Genomic DNA, 18,079 nt, shown 5'->3' on the forward strand with positions numbered 1-18,079 from the left:
ACGGAATCGCACGGAACTGGTCGGCGGAGATCATCCGGCGGAAGCGATGGTCAAGCGAAGTCTAAAGTTGGTGAAAACCCTCGGCGCACTGTTCCTGCAAGACCGCATCGTAGGCTATGTGTCTCGGGCAAGCTTCAAGGCCGTCGACCGAGGAAACGACATGAAAAGTTTCGCTGCCACGCTTACCGCCGCCCGGCTGGAAAAGGCGCTCGCCTTCTACATGACGCCCGAAGCCCAGCGCGATGGCTCAGACGATGCCGTCAAATCAGCTGAGCAACGAGACGCATACGAGACCCGCGCCGGCGAACGCGCCCGTAACACGGAAGACGGCGTCGAAGCCTGGTAAGACGATGCCCTCCGGGCGTCCTCGCGGATGCCTGTCCGCGAACGTGTCGCACCTGGAGTGCCGGAACCCTATGCACGTTCGAGCCGGACTTTTTCCTTCATGCGCCAGACCCGCGGCGTTTCTCCGGTGTATTTAACGAAGAAGCGCGAGAAATAGCCTGGGTCGGCAAAGCCGAGTCGAAATCCGATCTCCTGAACGCTGCCCAGTGTAAAAACCAGTTGGCGTTTCGCCTCTTCGACGAGTTTGCCGGCGATCAATTCATGCGGCGTGTTGCCGGTCATCGTCCGGACGATGCGGGTGAGATGCGTCGGCGAAAGCCCAAGCTCCCTGGCGTAGAAGGACGCGGGTTTGTGTGATCGGAAATGTTGCTGAATGAGCTCGCTCAGCATGTCCATCCGCCGCTCGTTCTCGTTGGGCGGAAGTTCGTGCGCATTCCCCTCATGGGAAATCCTCGCCGTCAGCCGCAGCGCCAGGGCGACATAGGCGGCCAAGGCCTCGTTGCGGCCGCTGCGGCGATTTTCGAATTCGTCGCCCAGCCGCTTCAACGTCTGCATCACATAGACGGCCTCGGCATGATCGGGATCGAGCGGCGTCAGATGCGGCCCCGCCAGCCATTCGCCGAGCTGGCTTCGATCGCCGGGCGGATGGCTGAGATGGGATCTCAACAGGGTGATCACCAGGCCGTCGATATCGCGTGAAAAACGAAAGCCGTGATTGAGCCCGGGCGGCACGGTGATGATCGCCGGCGGAAGGATGGCATGGCTCTTTTCGCCGAAGATCGCATCGCCCGAACCGCTTTCGATGTACAATATCTGAAAGAAACTCTCGTGACGATGCGGGCTAATCTCCCATTGATGCAAACTGCTGCGGGAGCGAATAGTTTCGCAATGCACCCAAAAATCCGGCTCTCGCCCGGTCTTTTCGCCGTAGAGTTCATAGGTAGGGATATGTTTGCTCATGGGGCTCCGTGAGAATTCTCCCGATCCAATGTTCGATTAGTGCAATTTTTAGGTTGGAATGTCCATTGCTGCGGCAAGCGCGGCAAGGCAGAATCTGGCAAAACGCAAAAATGCAGGGAGGAAGCATTTGCGAACTCAGGTCGCCATCATCGGTTCGGGACCATCCGGCCTGCTGCTCGGCCAGCTTCTGACCGAAGCCGGCGTCGACAATGTCATTCTCGATCGTGTGAACAAGGATTACATCCTCAGCCGGGTTCGCGCCGGCGTTCTGGAGGAAGGCACCGTCGGGCTGCTGGATCAGGCCAAATCAGGCGCGAGGCTGCATTCCGAAGGCCTGCCGCATGACGGCTTCTCACTGACCTTCGACGGACGCGACCATCGCATCGACCTTCACGAATTGACCGGCGGCAGGCGTGTCACCGTCTACGGACAGACCGAAGTGACGCGCGATCTCATGGAGCGGCGCGAAGAAAGCGGCTCCCCGTCGATCTACGATGCCGTCGATGTCGCGCCGCATGACTTCGACGGCCATTCTCCTTTCGTCACCTATGTGAAAGACGGCGTTGCCAAGCGCATCGATTGTGACTTCATCGCCGGCTGCGACGGGTTTCACGGCGCCAGCCGCAAGACCGTTCCGGAGCGGGCGATCAGGAGTTTCGAGAAGGTCTATCCCTTCGGCTGGCTGGGGGTCCTTGCCGACGTGGCGCCTGTCAGCCATGAGCTGATCTACGCCAACCATCCAAGGGGCTTTGCGCTTTGTTCGATGCGCTCGGCCACCCGCAGCCGCTACTACATCCAATGTGCGCTCGACGAGAAGATCGGGGACTGGAGCGACGACCGTTTCTGGGACGAGTTGAGACGGCGGCTGCCGACGCATCATGCCGAAGCATTGGCGACCGCGCCGTCCTTCGAGAAATCGATTGCGCCGCTGCGCTCCTTCGTCGCCGAACCGATGCGTTTCGGCCGGCTTTTCCTGGTCGGCGACGCCGCCCATATCGTCCCGCCGACCGGCGCCAAGGGATTGAACCTCGCCGCCAGCGACGTCCATTATCTTTTCTCCGGGCTGATCGAGCATTACCGTGAAGGCTCGAATAGTGGCATCGACGCTTACTCGCAGAAGGCGCTCGCGCGTGTATGGAAAGCCGTGCGGTTTTCCTGGTGGATGACGACGATGATGCATCGTTTTCCGGATACCGGTGATTTCGACCAGAAGATCCAGGAGGCGGAACTCGACTATCTCACCCATTCCCGCGCCGCCTCGACAGCGCTCGCGGAGAATTATGTGGGATTGCCATTCTGAGACGAGGATAGTTCCGCATCCCACACTCATAATCGTTTGGCCATGGATTACGGCATTTATTTCATTTTACATCACCATTTCGCATGACAAGCTAACGCTCAATTTTGAGCGGCTAGCGAATACGGCGCGGGAGTGCGCCAAAAAGGGAGAGAGAGAATGAAGAAGCTATTTCTGGCCGCCGTTGCGGCCGTCGTGCTCAGCGGCACGGCCTATGCAGACACCATCAAGGTCGGCGTCATCGGCCCGTTCTCCGGTCCGTTCGCGCTGCAGGGCAAGAACTTCAAGGCCGGCATCGACGCCTATATGGCGGTCAACGGCAACACGGTCGGCAGCGATACGGTCGAGATCGTCTATCGCGACGTGCCGCAGGCCGACCCCGCCCAATCCAAGGCGCTGGCGCAGGAACTGATCGTCAAGGAAAAGGTCCAGTATCTTGCCGGCTTCTACTTCACGCCCGATGCCATGGCGGTCACGCCGATCCTGAAACAGGGCAATGTGCCGATGGTCATCATGAACGCCGCCACCTCGGCGATCGTCACCAAGAGCCCGCTCGTCGTCCGCACCTCGTTTACCACCTGGCAAACTTCGACGCCGATTGCCAAGGTCGCCTTCGACGCCGGCGTCAAGAAGGTGATTTCCGTCGTCAGCGATTACGGCCCCGGCATCGACGCCGAGAACGCTTTCAAGGCCGGCTTCGAAAAGGCCGGCGGCCAGGTGGTCGAGGCGATCCGCATGCCGCTTGCGACCAACGACTTCAGCCCGATCATGCAGCGCATCATGGATTCCGGAGCGGAGGGCGTGTTCGCCTTCCTGCCCTCCGGTCCGACGACGCTCGGCTTCGTCAAGGCTTACAACGACAATGGCCTGAAGGCTGCCGGCATCAAGTTCTTCGCGCCGGGTGACCTGACGCAGGAATCCGATCTGCCGGCGCTCGGCGATGCCGCACTCGGCATCCAGACGACCTTCCACTATGCCGTGTCGCACGATTCTCCTGAGAACAAGGCTTTCGTCGAGGCGGCGACCAAAGCGATCGGCAACAAGGCCGAACTTTCCTTCCCCTCAGTCAGCGCCTATGACGGCATGTATGTCATCTACAAGATGATCGAGGCGACGGGCGGCAAACAGGATGCTGAGAAGGCCGTCGATGCGGTCAAGGGCCTTGCCTGGACGAGCCCGCGCGGCCCGGTTTCGATCGATCCGGAAAGCCGTCACATCACGCAGAACATCTATCTGCGCGAAGTGACGAAAGCCGATGACGGGACCTACATCAACAAGGAGATCCAGACTTTCGAGAAGCAGGGCGATCCGGGCCTGGCGGCCGTCAAGTAACATCGAGTGTCAAGACAGGTGACGGGCTTGGCCTGCGATCAGGCCGAGCCCGTCGCTTGGAAGCAAGGTATTTCCATGCAGACAGTCTTCAGCATAGCCGTCGACGCTCTTGCCTATGGCATGGTGCTGTTCGTGATCTCGATTGGCCTTTCGGTGACCATGGGGCTGATGCGTGTCGTCAACCTCGCCCATGGCGCTTTCGCGATGATCGGCGGCTATATCGCCTCCTATGTCGCCCGCGACCTTGGCCTTGGTTATGCCGCGGCGGTCATCGCCGCCGTTGTCATCACCATCATCGTCGCCATTCCGATCGAGCGTTTTCTCTACCGCCGGATCTATGGCGCGCCGGAACTGACCCAGGTGCTGATGACCATCGGCATCACCTTCTGCGTCATCGGCATCGCCAATTATGTCATGGGGCCGACGCTGAAGACCATACCGCTTGCCGGTGCACTGCAGGGGTCAGCCGATCTCGGCTTCCGCACCATTCCCGTTCACCGGCTTTTCGTCATCCTCTGCGGCTTGGTCGTGGCGCTCGCCCTCTGGTTTGCGATCGACAGGACCAGCTTCGGCGTCAAGCTGCGCGCCTCCGTCGATGATGCGGCAATGGCTGCGGCACTCGGTGTGCGCACCGAGATCATCTATGCGGTGAGCTTTGCCGTTGCCGTCGGGCTTGCCGCCTTCGGTGGCGTGGTCGGCGCCGAACTCCTGCCCGTCGAACCCTATTACGCGCTGCGCTACATGGTGACCTTCCTGGTCGTCGTCTCCGTCGGCGGCGCGGGCTCCATTCCAGGTGCACTGATCGCCTGTCTGCTGCTGGGCGCGATCGATACCACAGGACGGTATCTGATGCCTGAATTCGGCGAATTCTTCTTCTATCTCGCCGTGATCGCAATCATCTGCGTCTTCCCGCGCGGCCTTGCCGGAAGGGCGAAATAAGATGGCGCTTGTCATGAACAACGAAAACGAAGGTTTCCAGCATCGGCGCGGGTTTATCGGCCGCGATCTTATCGGAATAGCGGTCATCTTAGCCGTTGCCGCGATCGGCTATTTCGCCTTCCCCGATAATCTCGCACTTTTGACCCGGATGATCACGATCGCGCTGCTCGTCCTGTCTCTCGATCTCGTGACCGGTTATTGCGGCGTCGCAACGCTCGGCCATGCAGCACTTTTCGGCTCCGGCGCCTATGCCGCCGGGATCCTGTCGGCGCATTACGGCATCAATGACCCGCTGTTGATGATGCTGGCCGGCATTGCCGGTGGCGCGGTTGCCGGGTTGCTCTGCGGCGCCATCATCCTGCGTGCGCATGGACTGCCGCAGCTGGTGCTGTCGATTGCGCTGATCAACCTCTTCCATGAATTCGCCAACAAGGCCTCGTCATGGACAGGCGGCAGCGACGGACTTTCCGGCATCGCGCCGGACCCGGTCTTCGGTCTCTTCGAATTCGATCTCTACGGTCACACCGCCTTCTTCTTCGGAATGGCGCTGCTGCTGATCGTCTTCGTGCTGCTGAGGGTCCTGGTTCGCTCGCCCTTCGGCATGCTCTGCCGCGCCATCAAGCAGGACCCGCTGCGCATCCGCGCCATGGGCGCCTCGCCGAAGGCAGCTCTCATCAGGATGTACGCGATCTCCGGCGCCGTTGCCGGTGTCGGCGGCGCCTTGAACGCGATTTCGACACAGGTCGTCGGCCTCGACAGCCTGTCTTTCACGCAGTCGGCCGAAGCGCTGGTCATGCTAGTGCTCGGCGGCACCGGTTCTCTCTTCGGAGCACTTTCCGGCACTCTCATCTTCATGCTCTTCGAGGACTATGTCTCCGCCGCCAATCCCTTCCATTGGCTGACCATGGTCGGCGCGCTGCTGATCGCCGTCGTGCTCTTTGCGCCGAAAGGTCTCTATGGCACGGCCGCAGCCTTCGTTGGCCGCCGCAGGGAGCAGCGCTGATGAGCCCGGTCTTCGAAGTCGCCAATCTCAAGAAAGCCTTCGGCGGCCTGGCCGTCACCAATAATGTCTCGCTCACGATGTCGCCTGGCGATCGCATCGCGCTGATCGGCCCGAACGGCGCCGGCAAGACCACCTTCGTCAACCTCGTGACCGGCAATCTATCGCCCGATTCCGGCGAGGTTCGTCTCGGCGGCGAGGTGGTGACGAAGGTCGATGCGATCGGCAGGGTCAGACGCGGCCTTGTCCGCTCCTTTCAGGTGACGCGGCTCTTCCAGGACATGACGCCGGCCGAACATGTGGGACTTGCCGTCCTTCAGCGCGATGGAAAGACCGGGCACATGTTCGGCAATTTCCTGCGCATGCCCGATGTCATGGCCGAGGTCGATGATCTCCTTGGAAAACTCGGACTGGCTTTCCTGATGCATCGCAAGGTCAGCGAAATCGCCTATGGCCAGCAGCGACTTCTCGAGATCGCCGTGGCGCTGGCGCTGAAGCCGAAAGTGCTGTTGCTCGACGAGCCGGCAGCCGGCGTGCCGCAGAGCGATACCGGCCGCATCGAGCAGGCGCTCGCCGATCTGCCCGCCGATCTCGCTGTGCTGATGATCGAACACGACATGGATCTCGTCTTCCGTTTTGCCAAACGCGTCATCGTGCTTGCATCAGGCACGATCATCTTCGATGGCCTGCCGGAAGACGTCACCAAGGATGCGCGCGTGCGCGAGGCCTATCTCGGGAGCTATGCCAATGCCAGCCCTGTCGCTTGAGGTCGAGAATCTGTCGGCCGGATATGGGCCGACGAGAGTGCTCGAAGGCATTTCCTTCTCCGTGCCGGCAGGCGCCCGGCTTGCCGTGCTCGGCCGCAATGGCATGGGCAAGACCACGCTGCTCGCGACGCTTGCCGGGCAGACCAGGCGATACGAGGGCAGCATCCGCCTCGGCGATTCGGATGTCACGACGGCACCGAGCGCTGCACGCGCGCATAAAGGCCTCGGATATGTGCCGCAGGCACGCTGCGTCTTCCCGACGCTGACGGTCGAAGAAAATCTCTTCGTCGGCTTGAAGGCGCGACCGAAGACGGCGCTGGAGGAAGCCTATTCGATGTTCCCGCGCCTGAAGGAGCGCCGCCGCAACCTCAGCAGCCAGCTTTCCGGCGGCGAGCAGCAGATGCTCTCCACGGCTCGCACCATTCTCGGTCGCCCCTCCGTCCTGCTGCTCGACGAACCGCTGGAGGGCCTGGCACCCGTTATCTGCGAGGAACTGATGGCGGCCTTCACCGACCTCGCCAAGACGGGAGACATGACCATCCTGCTGGTCGAGCAGCGCATCCAGAGCGCGCTCGATTTCGCCGATCAAGTCGTCATTCTCGAACGCGGCAGACTGGCCTGGACCGGAACGCCGGAAAATCTCACCAGGGATCACGAGGCTGTCGAAAGCCTGCTCGGGGTCGGCGGCCTGCATTGATGGGATGGTCGGCAGAAGCTCAGGCTCTGCTGATCGGTCCCATTCCGTCTTCAAGGTTGCTCTTGGCGCGCCGAGCAATTCATGCAGTATATCGTCATGACGACGTCATGATTGAGCGGTCATTATTATCATGCCCGAAAGTTTTCCGCTGGCCGAATTGATGGATCGCCTGAAAAGGCGAGAAACACCATGATCGATGAAGCGGCAGCAACGTAAGACCAGACGCAAATCCTGGTTCATAAACAGGATCGACGTCCGAGCCGCTTTCTTTACTTGAATGCTTGAGGTGTACCCGATCGAAATCTGTTGGATTGACGGGCGGAATTGCTCTACCGCTGCATCAATTTCGGTTGCCAGATACCCGATAGGGTTGCATAGTCGAATTGAACATCACACGGGAGGTAGAAATGGCAAACCACAAGCCGGTCGCAGGTGACGTATACTTGCCTGTTTTCGATATCAACGACCCGATTAGCGGTGACATCCTCGAAAATACCAGTTCCACCGATATCGACGGAGATGCAGTACGCCTCAATTTCGTGAATGGACAGCGCATTCCGCAACCGGCCAATGGATCCCCGGCCACAAGCACGACGATCGAAGGAGAGTATGGTACGCTCACCGTTTACTCCGACGGCAGCTACACCTACGCGCTCGATCACTCCAACCCGGTGGTCGCAGCGCTCGGACCGGGAGATGAGCTGGTCGAAAAATTCACCTTCAAGATATCAGACGGCAAAGGCGCCACCGACGTCGGCGCGTTCAGTATCGCAATAGATCTGCCGGAACGCGACGATGTGTTCGCCAACTTCGAGGATGTTGGCCAAAGTGACTTCCCAACTGGTTACAAAGGCTTCGATTGGGGCGCCTGGTACGATGGTGACGACGCTTCTGTGCGGGAGGAAGCGGATGGCAACCACTATCTGGGAGGAGGCGTGTTCTGGACACCCATCCAAGCCGCCGATGGCGGCAACTTTCAGATCGAGCAATTCAGTGTCGCAAACGGCACATCGGACTATGACAACGTTCTGACGATCGAAGGTAAGCTGGACGGCGATACCGTATTCTTGGTCACGGTCAACGTCACCGCCGACAGCATTCATGACCCGCAAGTGATCGATCTCAGCGCCTACGGCGAAATCGACTCTCTCGTGCTCGACACCGAACCCGTCATCAACGAAACGAGCGGCCCGGATTATTACGGCGCGCAATACGACAACTTTCATTTCATCGTTTGATGGATGGGGAAAGGGCGCCGCATCACCGAAATCTGTGCGCCTTCACCGACTGCGCTCTGCGGCGCCTATCTGGGTACCAATTTCTTGCGATAGCTGACGGGCCTGGATCTTGCTAGCATTGGATCGTGCGAGGAGGCACGGTTATGCTGGGATGGAGGAAATGATGCAGCCAGTCGGGATGAGGTTAGCGGCGGTCATGTTCTCGCTCGCCGTATGGGCTATTATTATCGCTGTCGCATCCCACCTTTGGGCGACGAAGATGCCTCTGTTGCTCCTGACGCTCTACAGATAGGCCTGTCCTCGGCGTTGGCGGAAATGCCGCAGATCAGGGACGAACTGGTTTTGTCCCCTCGCCGCGACGTTTGGCGCTGCCACCAATGTGCTATCACGGTCGTCGGGACCAGCTCAAAATCGAGCCGGAAAAATCGCCAATTCTGCAATGAGAAGATGGTAGCGGAGGAGGGATTTGAACCCCCGACACAAGGATTATGATTCCTCTGCTCTGACCTACTGAGCTACTCCGCCACTGGTCAACGATACCCGCTCGCGAAGCGATGCCGGTTCGTGGGATGAGCGGCTTATAAGGTGCGCTTCGGCTTTGTGTCAAGCGCATGAATCGAGAAAAACGGTGGGCTTTGCCGGCCGTCGTTACCTATGGGTTTCAGGCGGCGACGGGGCTGGCCAAAAGGGCCTTCAGGCAGGCTTCCGCCGAAGGTTCACGCTCGGAGCGTTCGATGAAACCGCCGCCGAAGACGCGGGCGTTGTCGCCGGGCGCCGAATAAAGCGCGCAGGCCTGGCCGGGCGCGATACCCGCCTCGCCGACCGTCAGGTCGACATAGGTGCCTATTGCATCAATATGCAGGACGGCGGGCGCCGGCGCCCGTGTCGAGCGGACCTTGGCGTAGCAGGCAAAGCCCTTGCCGGCGGCGGCTTCCGCAAGCGTCTCGTCGCCCAGCCAGTTGACATCACGCAGGTAGACGCGGTGCGTTTCCAGCGCCTCTTTCGGCCCGACGATGACGCGGCGCGAGCGGGCGTCGAGAAAGACGACGTAGAGCGGCTCGCCGGTGGCGATGCCGATGCCGCGACGCTGGCCAATCGTAAAGTGCAGGATGCCTTCATGGCTACCGAGCACGCGGCCATCGAGATGGACGATCTCACCGGCAAGCGCCGCATTCGGCTTCAGCTTGGTGATGACGTCGGAATATTTGCCCTGCGGCACGAAGCAGATGTCCTGGCTGTCGGCCTTCTTGGCAACGACGAGGCCCATCTCTTCGGCGAGCCTGCGGGTCTCGGCCTTCGGCAGACCGCCCAGAGGAAAGCGGAGATAATCGATCTGTTCCTGTGTCGTGGCAAAGAGGAAATAGCTCTGGTCGCGGTCGGCATCGGCCGGGCGAAAAAGCGCGCGGCGGCCGGGATTGTCCGGCGAAGGATTCCGTCCCGAGCGGATATAGTGGCCGGTCGCCAGCGCATCGGCGCCAAGCTCCTTGGCGGTCGCCAGAAGATCGGCGAATTTGACGGTCTGGTTGCAGGAAACGCAAGGGATCGGCGTTTCGCCCGCCACATAGCTTTCGGCGAAGGGGTTGATCACCGTCTCGCGGAAACGCTTTTCGTAATCGAGCACGTAATGCGGGATGCCGAGCGTTTCACAGACGCGGCGCGCATCGTCGATATCCTGGCCGGCGCAGCAGGAGCCGGCACGGTGAACGGCGGCGCCATGATCGTAAAGCTGCAGCGTAATGCCGAGCACATCATAACCCTGCTGTTTGAGAAGGCCGGCGACGACGGATGAATCGACGCCGCCCGACATGGCGACGACGACGCGGGTCTCTTCCGGCTTCTTGTCAAAATCCAGTGTGTTCAACGATGGTGCCAATTCTGCGCGGTCACGATCCGCCCTTGCGCTGCAATTGCGGCGGATTGCTGATCTCCGGCGGGATCGGCCGCCGTCTCTCGATGAGGCACCGATATAGAAAGGATTGCCCTTGGGCGCAAGGGGCAGCATTCAGGCAGCAATATTTCGCATTCCCGCGTGAAGAGAAGGCGCAGCCGAGGCCGCGCCCTCGAGCGGGGGTGCGGCTCAGGTGCCGATCAGCTTGTTGCAGGCGAATGCAATGCCCGGATTGGCGATGATGGCGGTTACGAGCGCCAGTCCGATCATCGAGAATGAAAAGCGTTTCATAAAACATCCTCCTTTCCAGCCCACGACAATTATGCGGCTTCGCCCGCCTTTCTCAAAATGACGAATGCTTGATGGCATCCGGCGGCATGCCTTTCCTCGGACGCCACTCCCAGCTGTCGCTTAAGCGCTTCTATCTGCGAGACGAAGCGGCCTTCAGCGCACGGCCGTCGATCAGCGCCTCCGCCTCGTGCTGCGGCATCGGCCGGCCGAGCAGATAACCCTGCACCTCACTGAAGCCCTCCGCGCGCAGCTTCTGCAACTGCTCTTCCGTCTCGATCCCTTCGGCCAGCGTCGTCGCGTTAAAGCCGGAGCCGATGCCGACGACGGCGCGCACGATGGCGAGATTGCCGGCATCAGTCTCGATGCCCGAAACGAAACTGCGGTCGAGCTTGATCTTGTCGAAGGGGAAGGACCTGAGATAACTCAGCGACGAATAACCGGTGCCGAAATCATCGATGGCGATGCGGACGCCGAGCGCCTTCAATGCGCGGAGCCGCGGCAAGCTTTGGTCGGCATCAGTCAAGAATACGGACTCGGTGATTTCGATTTCAAGGCGGTCGGCAGTGAGACCCGTCTCGTCGAGCGCCGCGACCACTGTCGAAAGCAGGCTCGCATGCCGAAACTGGCTGACGGAGAGATTGACGGCGATCCTCAGATGCACGGGCCAGCCGCCCGCCGCGCGGCAGGCTTCCCGGATCACCCAGTCGCCGATCGGCACGATAAGGCCGGTTTCCTCGGCGAGCGGAATGAATTCCATCGGCGCCACCAGCCCGCGCTCGGGATGGCGCCAGCGGATCAACGCCTCGAAGCCGCCGATGCCGTCATTGTCGAGCTGCACGATCGGCTGATAGTGCAGCTCGAACTGGCGCTTCTCCAGCGCTTCCCACAGCTCGGCGGTCATGACGTGCCGGCGTTGGGCGGCAAGCCGCATCTCCGTCTCGTAGAAACGGTAAATCGAGCGTCCGCTCTCCTTGGCGGCATAGAGCGCCAGATCCGCATGCCGCATCAGCACATCCGCGTCGCCGGCATGGTCGGGCGCCAAGGCAATGCCGACGCTACAGGTGACATGCTCCCGGGCACCGTCGAGATCGAAGGCATGGCTAAGAGTTTGCAGCAGCCGCTGCGCAAAACGCCCTGCCCGCTCCGGTTCGTCGAGCTCCAGTACGACGGCGAATTCGTCGCCGCCGAGGCGGGCGACGAGATCACCCTCCCCCGCCAGCTGAAGCAGCCGCTCCGACACCTGACAAAGCAGCGCGTCGCCGGCGGCATGTCCCTTGCTGTCGTTGATATGCTTGAAGTGATCGACGTCGATATAGAGCAGCGCGATCGCGCTGTCGGCGGTCGCTTCGACCGCCCGCTGGTTGATATGTTCGGAAAATGCCGCCCGGTTCGGCAGGCCGGTGAGCGGATCACGCGTGGCGAGATGGGCAAGCTTTGCCTCGACGGCGCGCTCCTCCGTCACGTCCTGCGAGATGCCGAGCAGATAACGCGGCGCATGGCCCTCCGGCGTCGGCAGGGCGCGTTTGACGGTGCGCAGGATGCGCGGCACGCCATCGGCGCGCTGCATCGTCTCCTCGAAGCTGATCGCCGCATTGGCTTCGAAGGCCCGGCGGTCCTGCTCGCGAAAGGCGTCTGTCTGACTGGGGGGAAACAGCGACCGATCGGTTCGGCCGACCACGTGTTCCGCCCTCATGCCGACGATGTCGCCGCAGGCCTCGTTGAAGAGAACGTAAAGCCCGTCCGCTTCCATGTCCTTGACGAAGACGCCGACCGGCAGGTTGTCGACGATGCTGTCGAGAAGCGAGCGCGTATCGCTCATCTGGCGTCTGGCGGCGTTGACCTCGCTGCGATCCTGCACGATCGCCAGGATTGCGGCCCGGCCCTCGAAACGCACTTCTCGGCCATAGGTCAGCACTTCGAAGGTCTCGCCGCTTGCCTTGAGGTGAACCCAGCGTTCCGCCTTTTCCATGTCGGTACGGCCGCTGACGGCGTCACTCATCCGTTCCCGCTCATGCTCAGGGCGGATATCCAGAACCGTCATGCGCCGGTACTCGTCCGCGCCATAGCCGTAAAGTGCTGCCGCCGCTTCGTTGACGATGAGAAAGCGCAGCGATACCGGATCATAGACCCACATCGGCGACGGATGCGTTGCAAACAATGACCGGAAGTCGTCATTCGGTGCTTCGGTCTGCTCGGTCTTCTGCAAGGGGGCCATGGAAATTCGCGTGCGGTTGATGCCGATGACAGGGATATACTGGGAAAAGTTGAATAAAATCAGAATCATACTCAGGGTTAAACTTTAGGCTTTCGCCTTCAGAATGTGCAAAAGCGGCGGTTTGCCATCGCGATCTCGGTCCTCGATAAAATATTTGAGGCACCATGGAACAATTCGCTCGATCGTACGTTCTTGGGCATCGAAGTCGCAATCGAATTGCTGAGGAGGGTTTCATGGGCAGGTTCGGCACGACGACGGATTACAGCAGGATCAGACACTGGATCGAGGAGCGCGGCGGCCATCCCGCCCGGATCAAGAACGCACCGGACAGCGAAACCGTCCGCGTCGATTTTTCCTCTGAAACGCAGGAAGAGATTTCCTGGGACGAATTCTTCCAGGGTCTCGACGGCAGCAGGCTCGCCTTCCTTCACCGCACGAAGGCTGAAGACGATGTCGCCCGTTTCGGCAAAATCCTCCGCCGGAAACGACGGCACCATTAAATTCATTGGTTCCTGACACGGAAAAAACCCGGCGCCGTTTCCCGCGCCGGGTTTTTCGTTCTTCCTTGATCGAGATCCAGAGAAGGAAACTCAGTCGATATTGAAGGTCAGCGGCTTTGCCTGGCGAACCGCCTGGTGGGCGGTCAACTCAGCAAGCACGGCGTCATCAACCTTACCATCGACATAGAGCAGCGCGATGGCGTCGCCGCCCTGCTTGTCACGGCCGAGCTGGAAGTTGGCGATGTTGACGCCGGCAGCACCAAGCGTCGTGCCGATGAAGCCGATCATGCCGGGAACATCGGTATTGGTGATGTAGATCATGTGCGAGCCGACATCGGCATCAAGGTTGATACCCTTGATCTGGATGAAGCGCGGCTTGCCGTCCGAAAACACCGTGCCGGCGACCGAGCGTGTCATGCTTTCGGTGGTCACCGTCAGCTTGATATAGCCGTCGAAGACGCCTGTCTTGTCGCGCTTGACCTCGGAAAGCACGATGCCCTTTTCCTTGATCATGATCGGCGCCGAAACCATGTTGACGTCGGCGACCTGCGGGCGGATGAGGCCGGCGAGCGCGGCGCTCGTCAGCGCCCGGGTGTTCATGTTGGCGGTGATGCCGTCATAGAGGATTTCGATTTCCTTGATCGGCTCTTCGGTGACTTGGCCGACGAAGGCGCCGAGAACGTCGGCAAGACGGATGAAGGGCTTCAGGATCGGCGCTTCCTCAGCCGTGATCGACGGCATGTTGATGGCGTTGGAAACCGCACCATTGACGAGGTAATCCGCCATCTGTTCGGCCACCTGCAAAGCGACGTTCTCCTGCGCCTCGGTCGTCGAGGCGCCGAGATGCGGCGTGCAGACGACGTTCGGCAGGCCGAAGAGCGGGCTTTCCTTGGCGGGCTCGACCTCGAACACGTCGAAGGCGGCACCCGCGACATGGCCGGACTTGATCGCTTCGGCAAGCGCTGCCTCATCGACCAGGCCGCCGCGGGCGCAGTTGATGATGCGCACGCCGGGCTTGGTCTTTGCCAGCGCTTCCTTGTTGAGGATGCCCCGCGTCTTGTCGGTCATCGGCACATGCAGCGTGATGAAGTCGGCGCGGGCGAAAAGCTCTTCCAGCTCGACCTTGGTGACGCCCATCTCCTCGGCGCGCTCCTTGGAGAGGAACGGATCGTAGGCGACGACGTGCATCTTCAGGCCGATGGCGCGGGCGCAGACGATCGAGCCGATATTGCCGGCGCCGATGACGCCGAGCGTCTTGCCCGTGATCTCGACACCCATGAACTTCGACTTCTCCCACTTGCCGGCCTGCGTCGAGGTATCGGCTGCCGGTAGCTGGCGGGCGACGGCGAACATCAGCGCGATCGCGTGTTCGGCCGTAGTGATCGAGTTGCCGAAGGGCGTGTTCATGACGATGATGCCGCGGCGCGAGGCGGCCGGGATATCGACATTGTCGACGCCTATGCCGGCACGGCCGACGACCTTGAGGTTCGTCGCCCCCTCGATGATCTTTTCCGTCACCTTGGTGGCGGAGCGGATGGCCAGGCCATCATACTTGCCGATGACTTCGAGCAGACGGTCTTTGTCCTTGCCGAGCTGCGGTTCGAAATCGACTTCGACGCCGCGGTCGCGAAAAATCTGGACGGCGGTTTCCGACAATTCGTCGGATACGAGAACGCGAGGTGCCATGAGGGCCTCCTTCAAAAGTGTTCAGCGATGAATAAAATCGGGAATGCTGGGCTCCGCCCTGTGGCGGAGCCGGATGCGATCGCCTCAGGCAGCAGCCTGGGTCAACTGCGCCTTCTGCGTTTCGAAGGCCCAGGAAAGCCAGGGCATCAGCTTCTGCATGTCGGATGCCTCGATCGTGGCGCCGGCCCAGATGCGCAGGCCGGATGGCGCGTCGCGGTAATGGCCGACGTCATAGGCGACACCTTCCTTTTCCAGCAGGCCGACCAGACCCTTGGCGAAATTCGCCTGGCCGTCGTCGTCAAGCGCTGCGATGTCCTTGTCGACGATCTTCAGGCAGACGGAGGTGTTGGAGGCCGTCTCCGCCTTGACGGCGAGATTGGCGATCCAGTCGTTTGCCGCAACGAAATCGTGGATGACCTTGGCATTGGCATCGGCACGCGCGATCAGCCCCTTGAGGCCGCCGAGTTGCTTGGCCCAGACAAGCGCATCGATATAGTCTTCGACGCAGAGCATCGACGGCGTGTTGATCGTCTCGCCCTGGAAGATGCCTTCCGTCAGCTTGCCGCCCGAGGTCATGCGGAAGATCTTCGGCAGCGGCCAGGCCGGGGTGTAGGTGACCAGACGCTCGACGGCGCGCGGCGAAAGAATGATGACACCGTGGGCACCCTCGCCGCCCAGAACCTTCTGCCAGGAGAAGGTGACGACGTCGAGCTTGGCGAAATCGAGTTCCTGTGCGAAAGCGGCCGAGGTGGCGTCGCAGATCGTCAGGCCCTTGCGGTTATCAGGGATGAAATCGGCGTTCGGCACGCGCACGCCCGAGGTGGTGCCGTTCCAGGTGAAGACGACATCACGGTCGAAATCGACGGCGGAGAGATCGGGAAGCTCGCCGTAACCGGCTTCGAGCTTGCGCACATCCTTGAGCTTCAGCTGCTTGACGACATCGGTGACCCAGCCGGCGCCGAAGCTTTCCCAGGCGAGCATATCGACGCCGCGTTCGCCGAGCAGCGACCAGAGCGCCATTTCGACGGCGCCGGTGTCGGATGCCGGAACGATGCCGATTCGGTAATCCGCCGGCACTTCGAGAATTTCACGGGTAAGGTCGATGGCCTGCTTGAGCTTGGCCTTGCCGACCTTCGCGCGGTGCGAACGGCCAAGGGCCGCGTCGGAAAGGGCTTCGAGCGACCAACCGGGGCGCTTCGAGCAGGGGCCAGAAGAAAAATGGGTATTGTGCGGACGGATGTCCGGCTTTGCGGTCTTCGCCATGATGCTATCCTCTCAGATAGAAAGCCCTTCGTTGGGGAAGGGTGTCCCGCCGCCGTGTGTATGGATCCGGCGCGTCATAGTCAAGATCGAAGTGTCGCGGGGGGAACATATTTTGACGCAGGGCGGTAGGGCCGCAATACGAAAAGCCGCCCTGTGGAGGGCGGCTTCTGATGTAAGTGAGATCGGACTTACTTGTAGATCGGCTGCTGCAGCGGGATTTCCGGCGGCGGTTCGTAGCTCGCCTGGGCGCAGCCGCCGAAGAGATAGCGGGCGCCGACTCGGGCTTCGTGGGCGGTGAGACCCTTGTCGCGGCCCGGGCCGCCATTTTCGGCATAGCCGAACATGTTGCCGCCATCGATATGCAGGTAGCGGTAGCCGACATCGGCCTTGATGTTGCAGGTCACGTCGATTGAGGCGCCGGCCATCAGGGCGTAAGTGAAGCGCCAGTTGCCCTTGCCGCCATGGGTGACCTGGTCGTCGCAGAAGCTGCCGTCATCGGCGCAGGCGACGTTGCGCAGGTTCTTCCACTTGACGTAGGAACCGCCGATACCGGCGCCGACATAAGGCGTGACGTAGCCGTAGGTGCCGAGATCGACATAGGCGTTGGCGAGCAGCGTATAGGCGGTCAGCGAGGAGCGGTCGCTCGAGGTGCAATCCACCAGCGGGAAGCCGCACTGCCCGACTGTCGAGCCCTTGAAATCCGCCTGGGTAAGATAGTCGAAGGTCAGATCGGTGCGCAGATAGCTGTTGATCTGATAACCGACACCGCCGCCGACTGTCCATGCGTCGTCCAGGTCGGCGTCGTCGAAATCGACTTCCGTGGCGTTGCTGCCCTGGAAATAGCGGGCGCCGCGCAGATCGGTGAAGGCATAGCCGACATCGCCGCGCAGGTACCAGCCGGTCGCTTCGGTGACCGTCACCTCAGGCGGCTGCTCCGGGATAGGCTCGGCAGGGGCGAGGTCCGCGGAATAGGCGTTTGTCGCGATCAACAATGCGGCGAAGATGCCGGACAAGCTTCTTTTCATGGATCCCACTCCAAAATCTCGTTGCGTCGGCAGGCTCAATCGCCGCCAATCTGGTACGCTTCGTATGGATAATGAATTGGAAACGTTAAAAGCTGCTTAACTATAAATAGGAAGAAACGTTAAGAGAGAGATTGGCGGCAAGTTCCTCGATATAGTGAAGCTCGGCCAAAGGCTGGCAGCCCCGGAATTGCCGAAGACCGCCAGCCGCAACGCCAACAACCCCGCCCCGTCAAATCGCCAAGTCGGTTTCCTTCGCCATCAAGTCGGTCGGCTTCACTCGGCGAATCCTGCCGTTACTTCCATTGCGTCGCGTTTTCGGCGGCGCAGCCGTACGGTGGCAAGGAAGTGCCAAAGGTCGTTTTGAGCTTGGCGCAGCCCCAGGCATTGATCGGGCCTGGCATGGCATTGTTGAGCGTGATGCCGACTTCATCGTAAGGGCTGTCGGTATTCGTAATGTAGCGATACCAGCGGAAACCGGTAAAGACGACGGATGCGAGAGCGATCGTCAGCAGCAGGCGCACCAATTTTTTCATGATATTTCCTTTGAATGCAAACGCCGCCGTGTAGCATCCGCGTGTGGAGGTTGACAGCGCTGTCACCGAGGCATCGGCAAATTTCCGTGGATGCCGTCTCAGT

Annotated in this window: 16 protein-coding genes and 1 tRNA gene; 9 read left to right on the forward strand and 8 right to left on the reverse strand. The window is 60.8% G+C overall.

Translation table 11 applies throughout. The features are described from left to right. Positions 1 to 46 precede the first annotated feature (46 nt). Positions 47 to 346 (forward strand): hypothetical protein, encoded by a 300-nt coding sequence (locus AC2444_RS17555; protein ID WP_012758829.1) that lies wholly within the window; start codon positions 47 to 49, stop codon positions 344 to 346. A gap of 68 nt (positions 347 to 414) precedes the next feature. On the opposite strand, the gene AC2444_RS17560 is transcribed toward AC2444_RS17555, so the two are convergent. Continuing rightward, complete coding sequence (locus AC2444_RS17560) at positions 415 to 1,305, reverse strand: helix-turn-helix domain-containing protein (RefSeq protein WP_012758830.1); 891 nt, start codon at positions 1,303 to 1,305, stop codon at positions 415 to 417. Positions 1,306 to 1,432: 127 nt separating this feature from the next. On the opposite strand from AC2444_RS17560, the gene pobA reads away from it, so the two are divergent. The 7 genes from pobA (at position 1,433) to AC2444_RS17595 (ending at position 8,575) form a co-directional block, all read left to right on the forward strand. After that, the gene (gene pobA / locus AC2444_RS17565; RefSeq protein ID WP_012758831.1) at positions 1,433 to 2,605 is read left to right on the forward strand and encodes a 4-hydroxybenzoate 3-monooxygenase; all 1,173 of its coding nucleotides are present in this window, start codon (positions 1,433 to 1,435) and stop codon (positions 2,603 to 2,605) included. Between the two features lie 156 nt (positions 2,606 to 2,761). After that, positions 2,762 to 3,934 (forward strand): ABC transporter substrate-binding protein, encoded by a 1,173-nt coding sequence (locus AC2444_RS17570; RefSeq protein ID WP_012758832.1) that lies wholly within the window; start codon positions 2,762 to 2,764, stop codon positions 3,932 to 3,934. A 75-nt stretch (positions 3,935 to 4,009) separates the two neighbouring features. After that, positions 4,010 to 4,873: a branched-chain amino acid ABC transporter permease gene (locus AC2444_RS17575; RefSeq protein WP_012758833.1), complete on the forward strand. Its 864-nt coding sequence runs from the start codon at positions 4,010 to 4,012 to the stop codon at positions 4,871 to 4,873. Between the two features lies 1 nt (position 4,874). Next, the gene (locus tag AC2444_RS17580) at positions 4,875 to 5,876 is read left to right on the forward strand and encodes a branched-chain amino acid ABC transporter permease (RefSeq protein WP_012758834.1); all 1,002 of its coding nucleotides are present in this window, start codon (positions 4,875 to 4,877) and stop codon (positions 5,874 to 5,876) included. Next, positions 5,876 to 6,640, forward strand: coding sequence for an ABC transporter ATP-binding protein (locus tag AC2444_RS17585; protein ID WP_012758835.1), 765 nt, complete (start codon positions 5,876 to 5,878; stop codon positions 6,638 to 6,640). The genes AC2444_RS17580 and AC2444_RS17585 overlap by 1 nt, the downstream gene beginning before the upstream one ends. Then, entirely contained in the window at positions 6,621 to 7,337 is a 717-nt protein-coding gene (locus AC2444_RS17590; RefSeq protein WP_012758836.1) for an ABC transporter ATP-binding protein, read from the forward strand. The genes AC2444_RS17585 and AC2444_RS17590 overlap by 20 nt, the downstream gene beginning before the upstream one ends. A gap of 407 nt (positions 7,338 to 7,744) precedes the next feature. Beyond that, on the forward strand, positions 7,745 to 8,575 hold the full coding sequence (locus AC2444_RS17595; protein WP_012758837.1) for a VCBS domain-containing protein: 831 nt from the start codon (positions 7,745 to 7,747) through the stop codon (positions 8,573 to 8,575). A gap of 448 nt (positions 8,576 to 9,023) precedes the next feature. Here AC2444_RS17595 and AC2444_RS17600 read toward each other — a convergent pair. The 3 genes from AC2444_RS17600 to AC2444_RS17610 all read right to left on the reverse strand — a co-directional run bounded on the left by AC2444_RS17600 (position 9,024) and on the right by AC2444_RS17610 (position 13,038). Beyond that, positions 9,024 to 9,100: transfer RNA gene (locus AC2444_RS17600), tRNA-Met, on the reverse strand. A 136-nt stretch (positions 9,101 to 9,236) separates the two neighbouring features. Beyond that, entirely contained in the window at positions 9,237 to 10,436 is a 1,200-nt protein-coding gene (gene mnmA / locus AC2444_RS17605) for a tRNA 2-thiouridine(34) synthase MnmA (RefSeq protein WP_041935691.1), read from the reverse strand. A 448-nt stretch (positions 10,437 to 10,884) separates the two neighbouring features. Next, positions 10,885 to 13,038 (reverse strand): putative bifunctional diguanylate cyclase/phosphodiesterase, encoded by a 2,154-nt coding sequence (locus AC2444_RS17610; protein WP_012758841.1) that lies wholly within the window; start codon positions 13,036 to 13,038, stop codon positions 10,885 to 10,887. A 164-nt stretch (positions 13,039 to 13,202) separates the two neighbouring features. Here AC2444_RS17610 and AC2444_RS17615 point away from each other — a divergent pair, with 164 nt between their 5' ends. After that, complete coding sequence (locus tag AC2444_RS17615; RefSeq protein WP_011653392.1) at positions 13,203 to 13,469, forward strand: hypothetical protein; 267 nt, start codon at positions 13,203 to 13,205, stop codon at positions 13,467 to 13,469. A 90-nt stretch (positions 13,470 to 13,559) separates the two neighbouring features. On the opposite strand, the gene serA is transcribed toward AC2444_RS17615, so the two are convergent. The 4 genes from serA to AC2444_RS17635 all read right to left on the reverse strand — a co-directional run bounded on the left by serA (position 13,560) and on the right by AC2444_RS17635 (position 17,976). Further along, complete coding sequence (gene serA, locus AC2444_RS17620) at positions 13,560 to 15,155, reverse strand: phosphoglycerate dehydrogenase (RefSeq protein WP_012758842.1); 1,596 nt, start codon at positions 15,153 to 15,155, stop codon at positions 13,560 to 13,562. Positions 15,156 to 15,239: 84 nt separating this feature from the next. After that, complete coding sequence (locus AC2444_RS17625; RefSeq protein WP_012758843.1) at positions 15,240 to 16,418, reverse strand: phosphoserine transaminase; 1,179 nt, start codon at positions 16,416 to 16,418, stop codon at positions 15,240 to 15,242. 188 nt (positions 16,419 to 16,606) lie between these two features. After that, the gene (locus AC2444_RS17630; RefSeq protein ID WP_012758844.1) at positions 16,607 to 17,443 is read right to left on the reverse strand and encodes an outer membrane protein; all 837 of its coding nucleotides are present in this window, start codon (positions 17,441 to 17,443) and stop codon (positions 16,607 to 16,609) included. Between the two features lie 293 nt (positions 17,444 to 17,736). Further along, positions 17,737 to 17,976 carry a hypothetical protein gene (locus tag AC2444_RS17635; protein ID WP_012758845.1) on the reverse strand — a complete coding sequence of 80 codons (240 nt, stop codon included), beginning with the start codon at positions 17,974 to 17,976 and terminating at the stop codon, positions 17,737 to 17,739. Positions 17,977 to 18,079 lie beyond the last annotated feature (103 nt).

The organism is Rhizobium sp. WSM1328 (genome assembly GCF_057653715.1).

Bases quoted from the DNA above. Each gene is read 5' to 3' on its own strand.
- AC2444_RS17630 (WP_012758844.1), bottom strand. From the start codon at position 17,443: ATGAAAAGAAGCTTGTCCGGCATCTTCGCCGCATTGTTGATCGCGACA.
- AC2444_RS17615 (WP_011653392.1), top strand. From the start codon at position 13,203: ATGGGCAGGTTCGGCACGACGACGGATTACAGCAGGATCAGACACTGG.
- serA (WP_012758842.1), bottom strand. From the start codon at position 15,155: ATGGCACCTCGCGTTCTCGTATCCGACGAATTGTCGGAAACCGCCGTC.
- AC2444_RS17560 (WP_012758830.1), bottom strand. From the start codon at position 1,305: ATGAGCAAACATATCCCTACCTATGAACTCTACGGCGAAAAGACCGGG.
- AC2444_RS17580 (WP_012758834.1), top strand. From the start codon at position 4,875: ATGGCGCTTGTCATGAACAACGAAAACGAAGGTTTCCAGCATCGGCGC.
- AC2444_RS17590 (WP_012758836.1), top strand. From the start codon at position 6,621: ATGCCAGCCCTGTCGCTTGAGGTCGAGAATCTGTCGGCCGGATATGGG.
- AC2444_RS17610 (WP_012758841.1), bottom strand. From the start codon at position 13,038: ATGATTCTGATTTTATTCAACTTTTCCCAGTATATCCCTGTCATCGGC.
- AC2444_RS17555 (WP_012758829.1), top strand. From the start codon at position 47: ATGGTCAAGCGAAGTCTAAAGTTGGTGAAAACCCTCGGCGCACTGTTC.
- AC2444_RS17635 (WP_012758845.1), bottom strand. From the start codon at position 17,976: ATGAAAAAATTGGTGCGCCTGCTGCTGACGATCGCTCTCGCATCCGTC.
- AC2444_RS17570 (WP_012758832.1), top strand. From the start codon at position 2,762: ATGAAGAAGCTATTTCTGGCCGCCGTTGCGGCCGTCGTGCTCAGCGGC.
- AC2444_RS17575 (WP_012758833.1), top strand. From the start codon at position 4,010: ATGCAGACAGTCTTCAGCATAGCCGTCGACGCTCTTGCCTATGGCATG.
- AC2444_RS17625 (WP_012758843.1), bottom strand. From the start codon at position 16,418: ATGGCGAAGACCGCAAAGCCGGACATCCGTCCGCACAATACCCATTTT.
- AC2444_RS17585 (WP_012758835.1), top strand. From the start codon at position 5,876: ATGAGCCCGGTCTTCGAAGTCGCCAATCTCAAGAAAGCCTTCGGCGGC.
- AC2444_RS17595 (WP_012758837.1), top strand. From the start codon at position 7,745: ATGGCAAACCACAAGCCGGTCGCAGGTGACGTATACTTGCCTGTTTTC.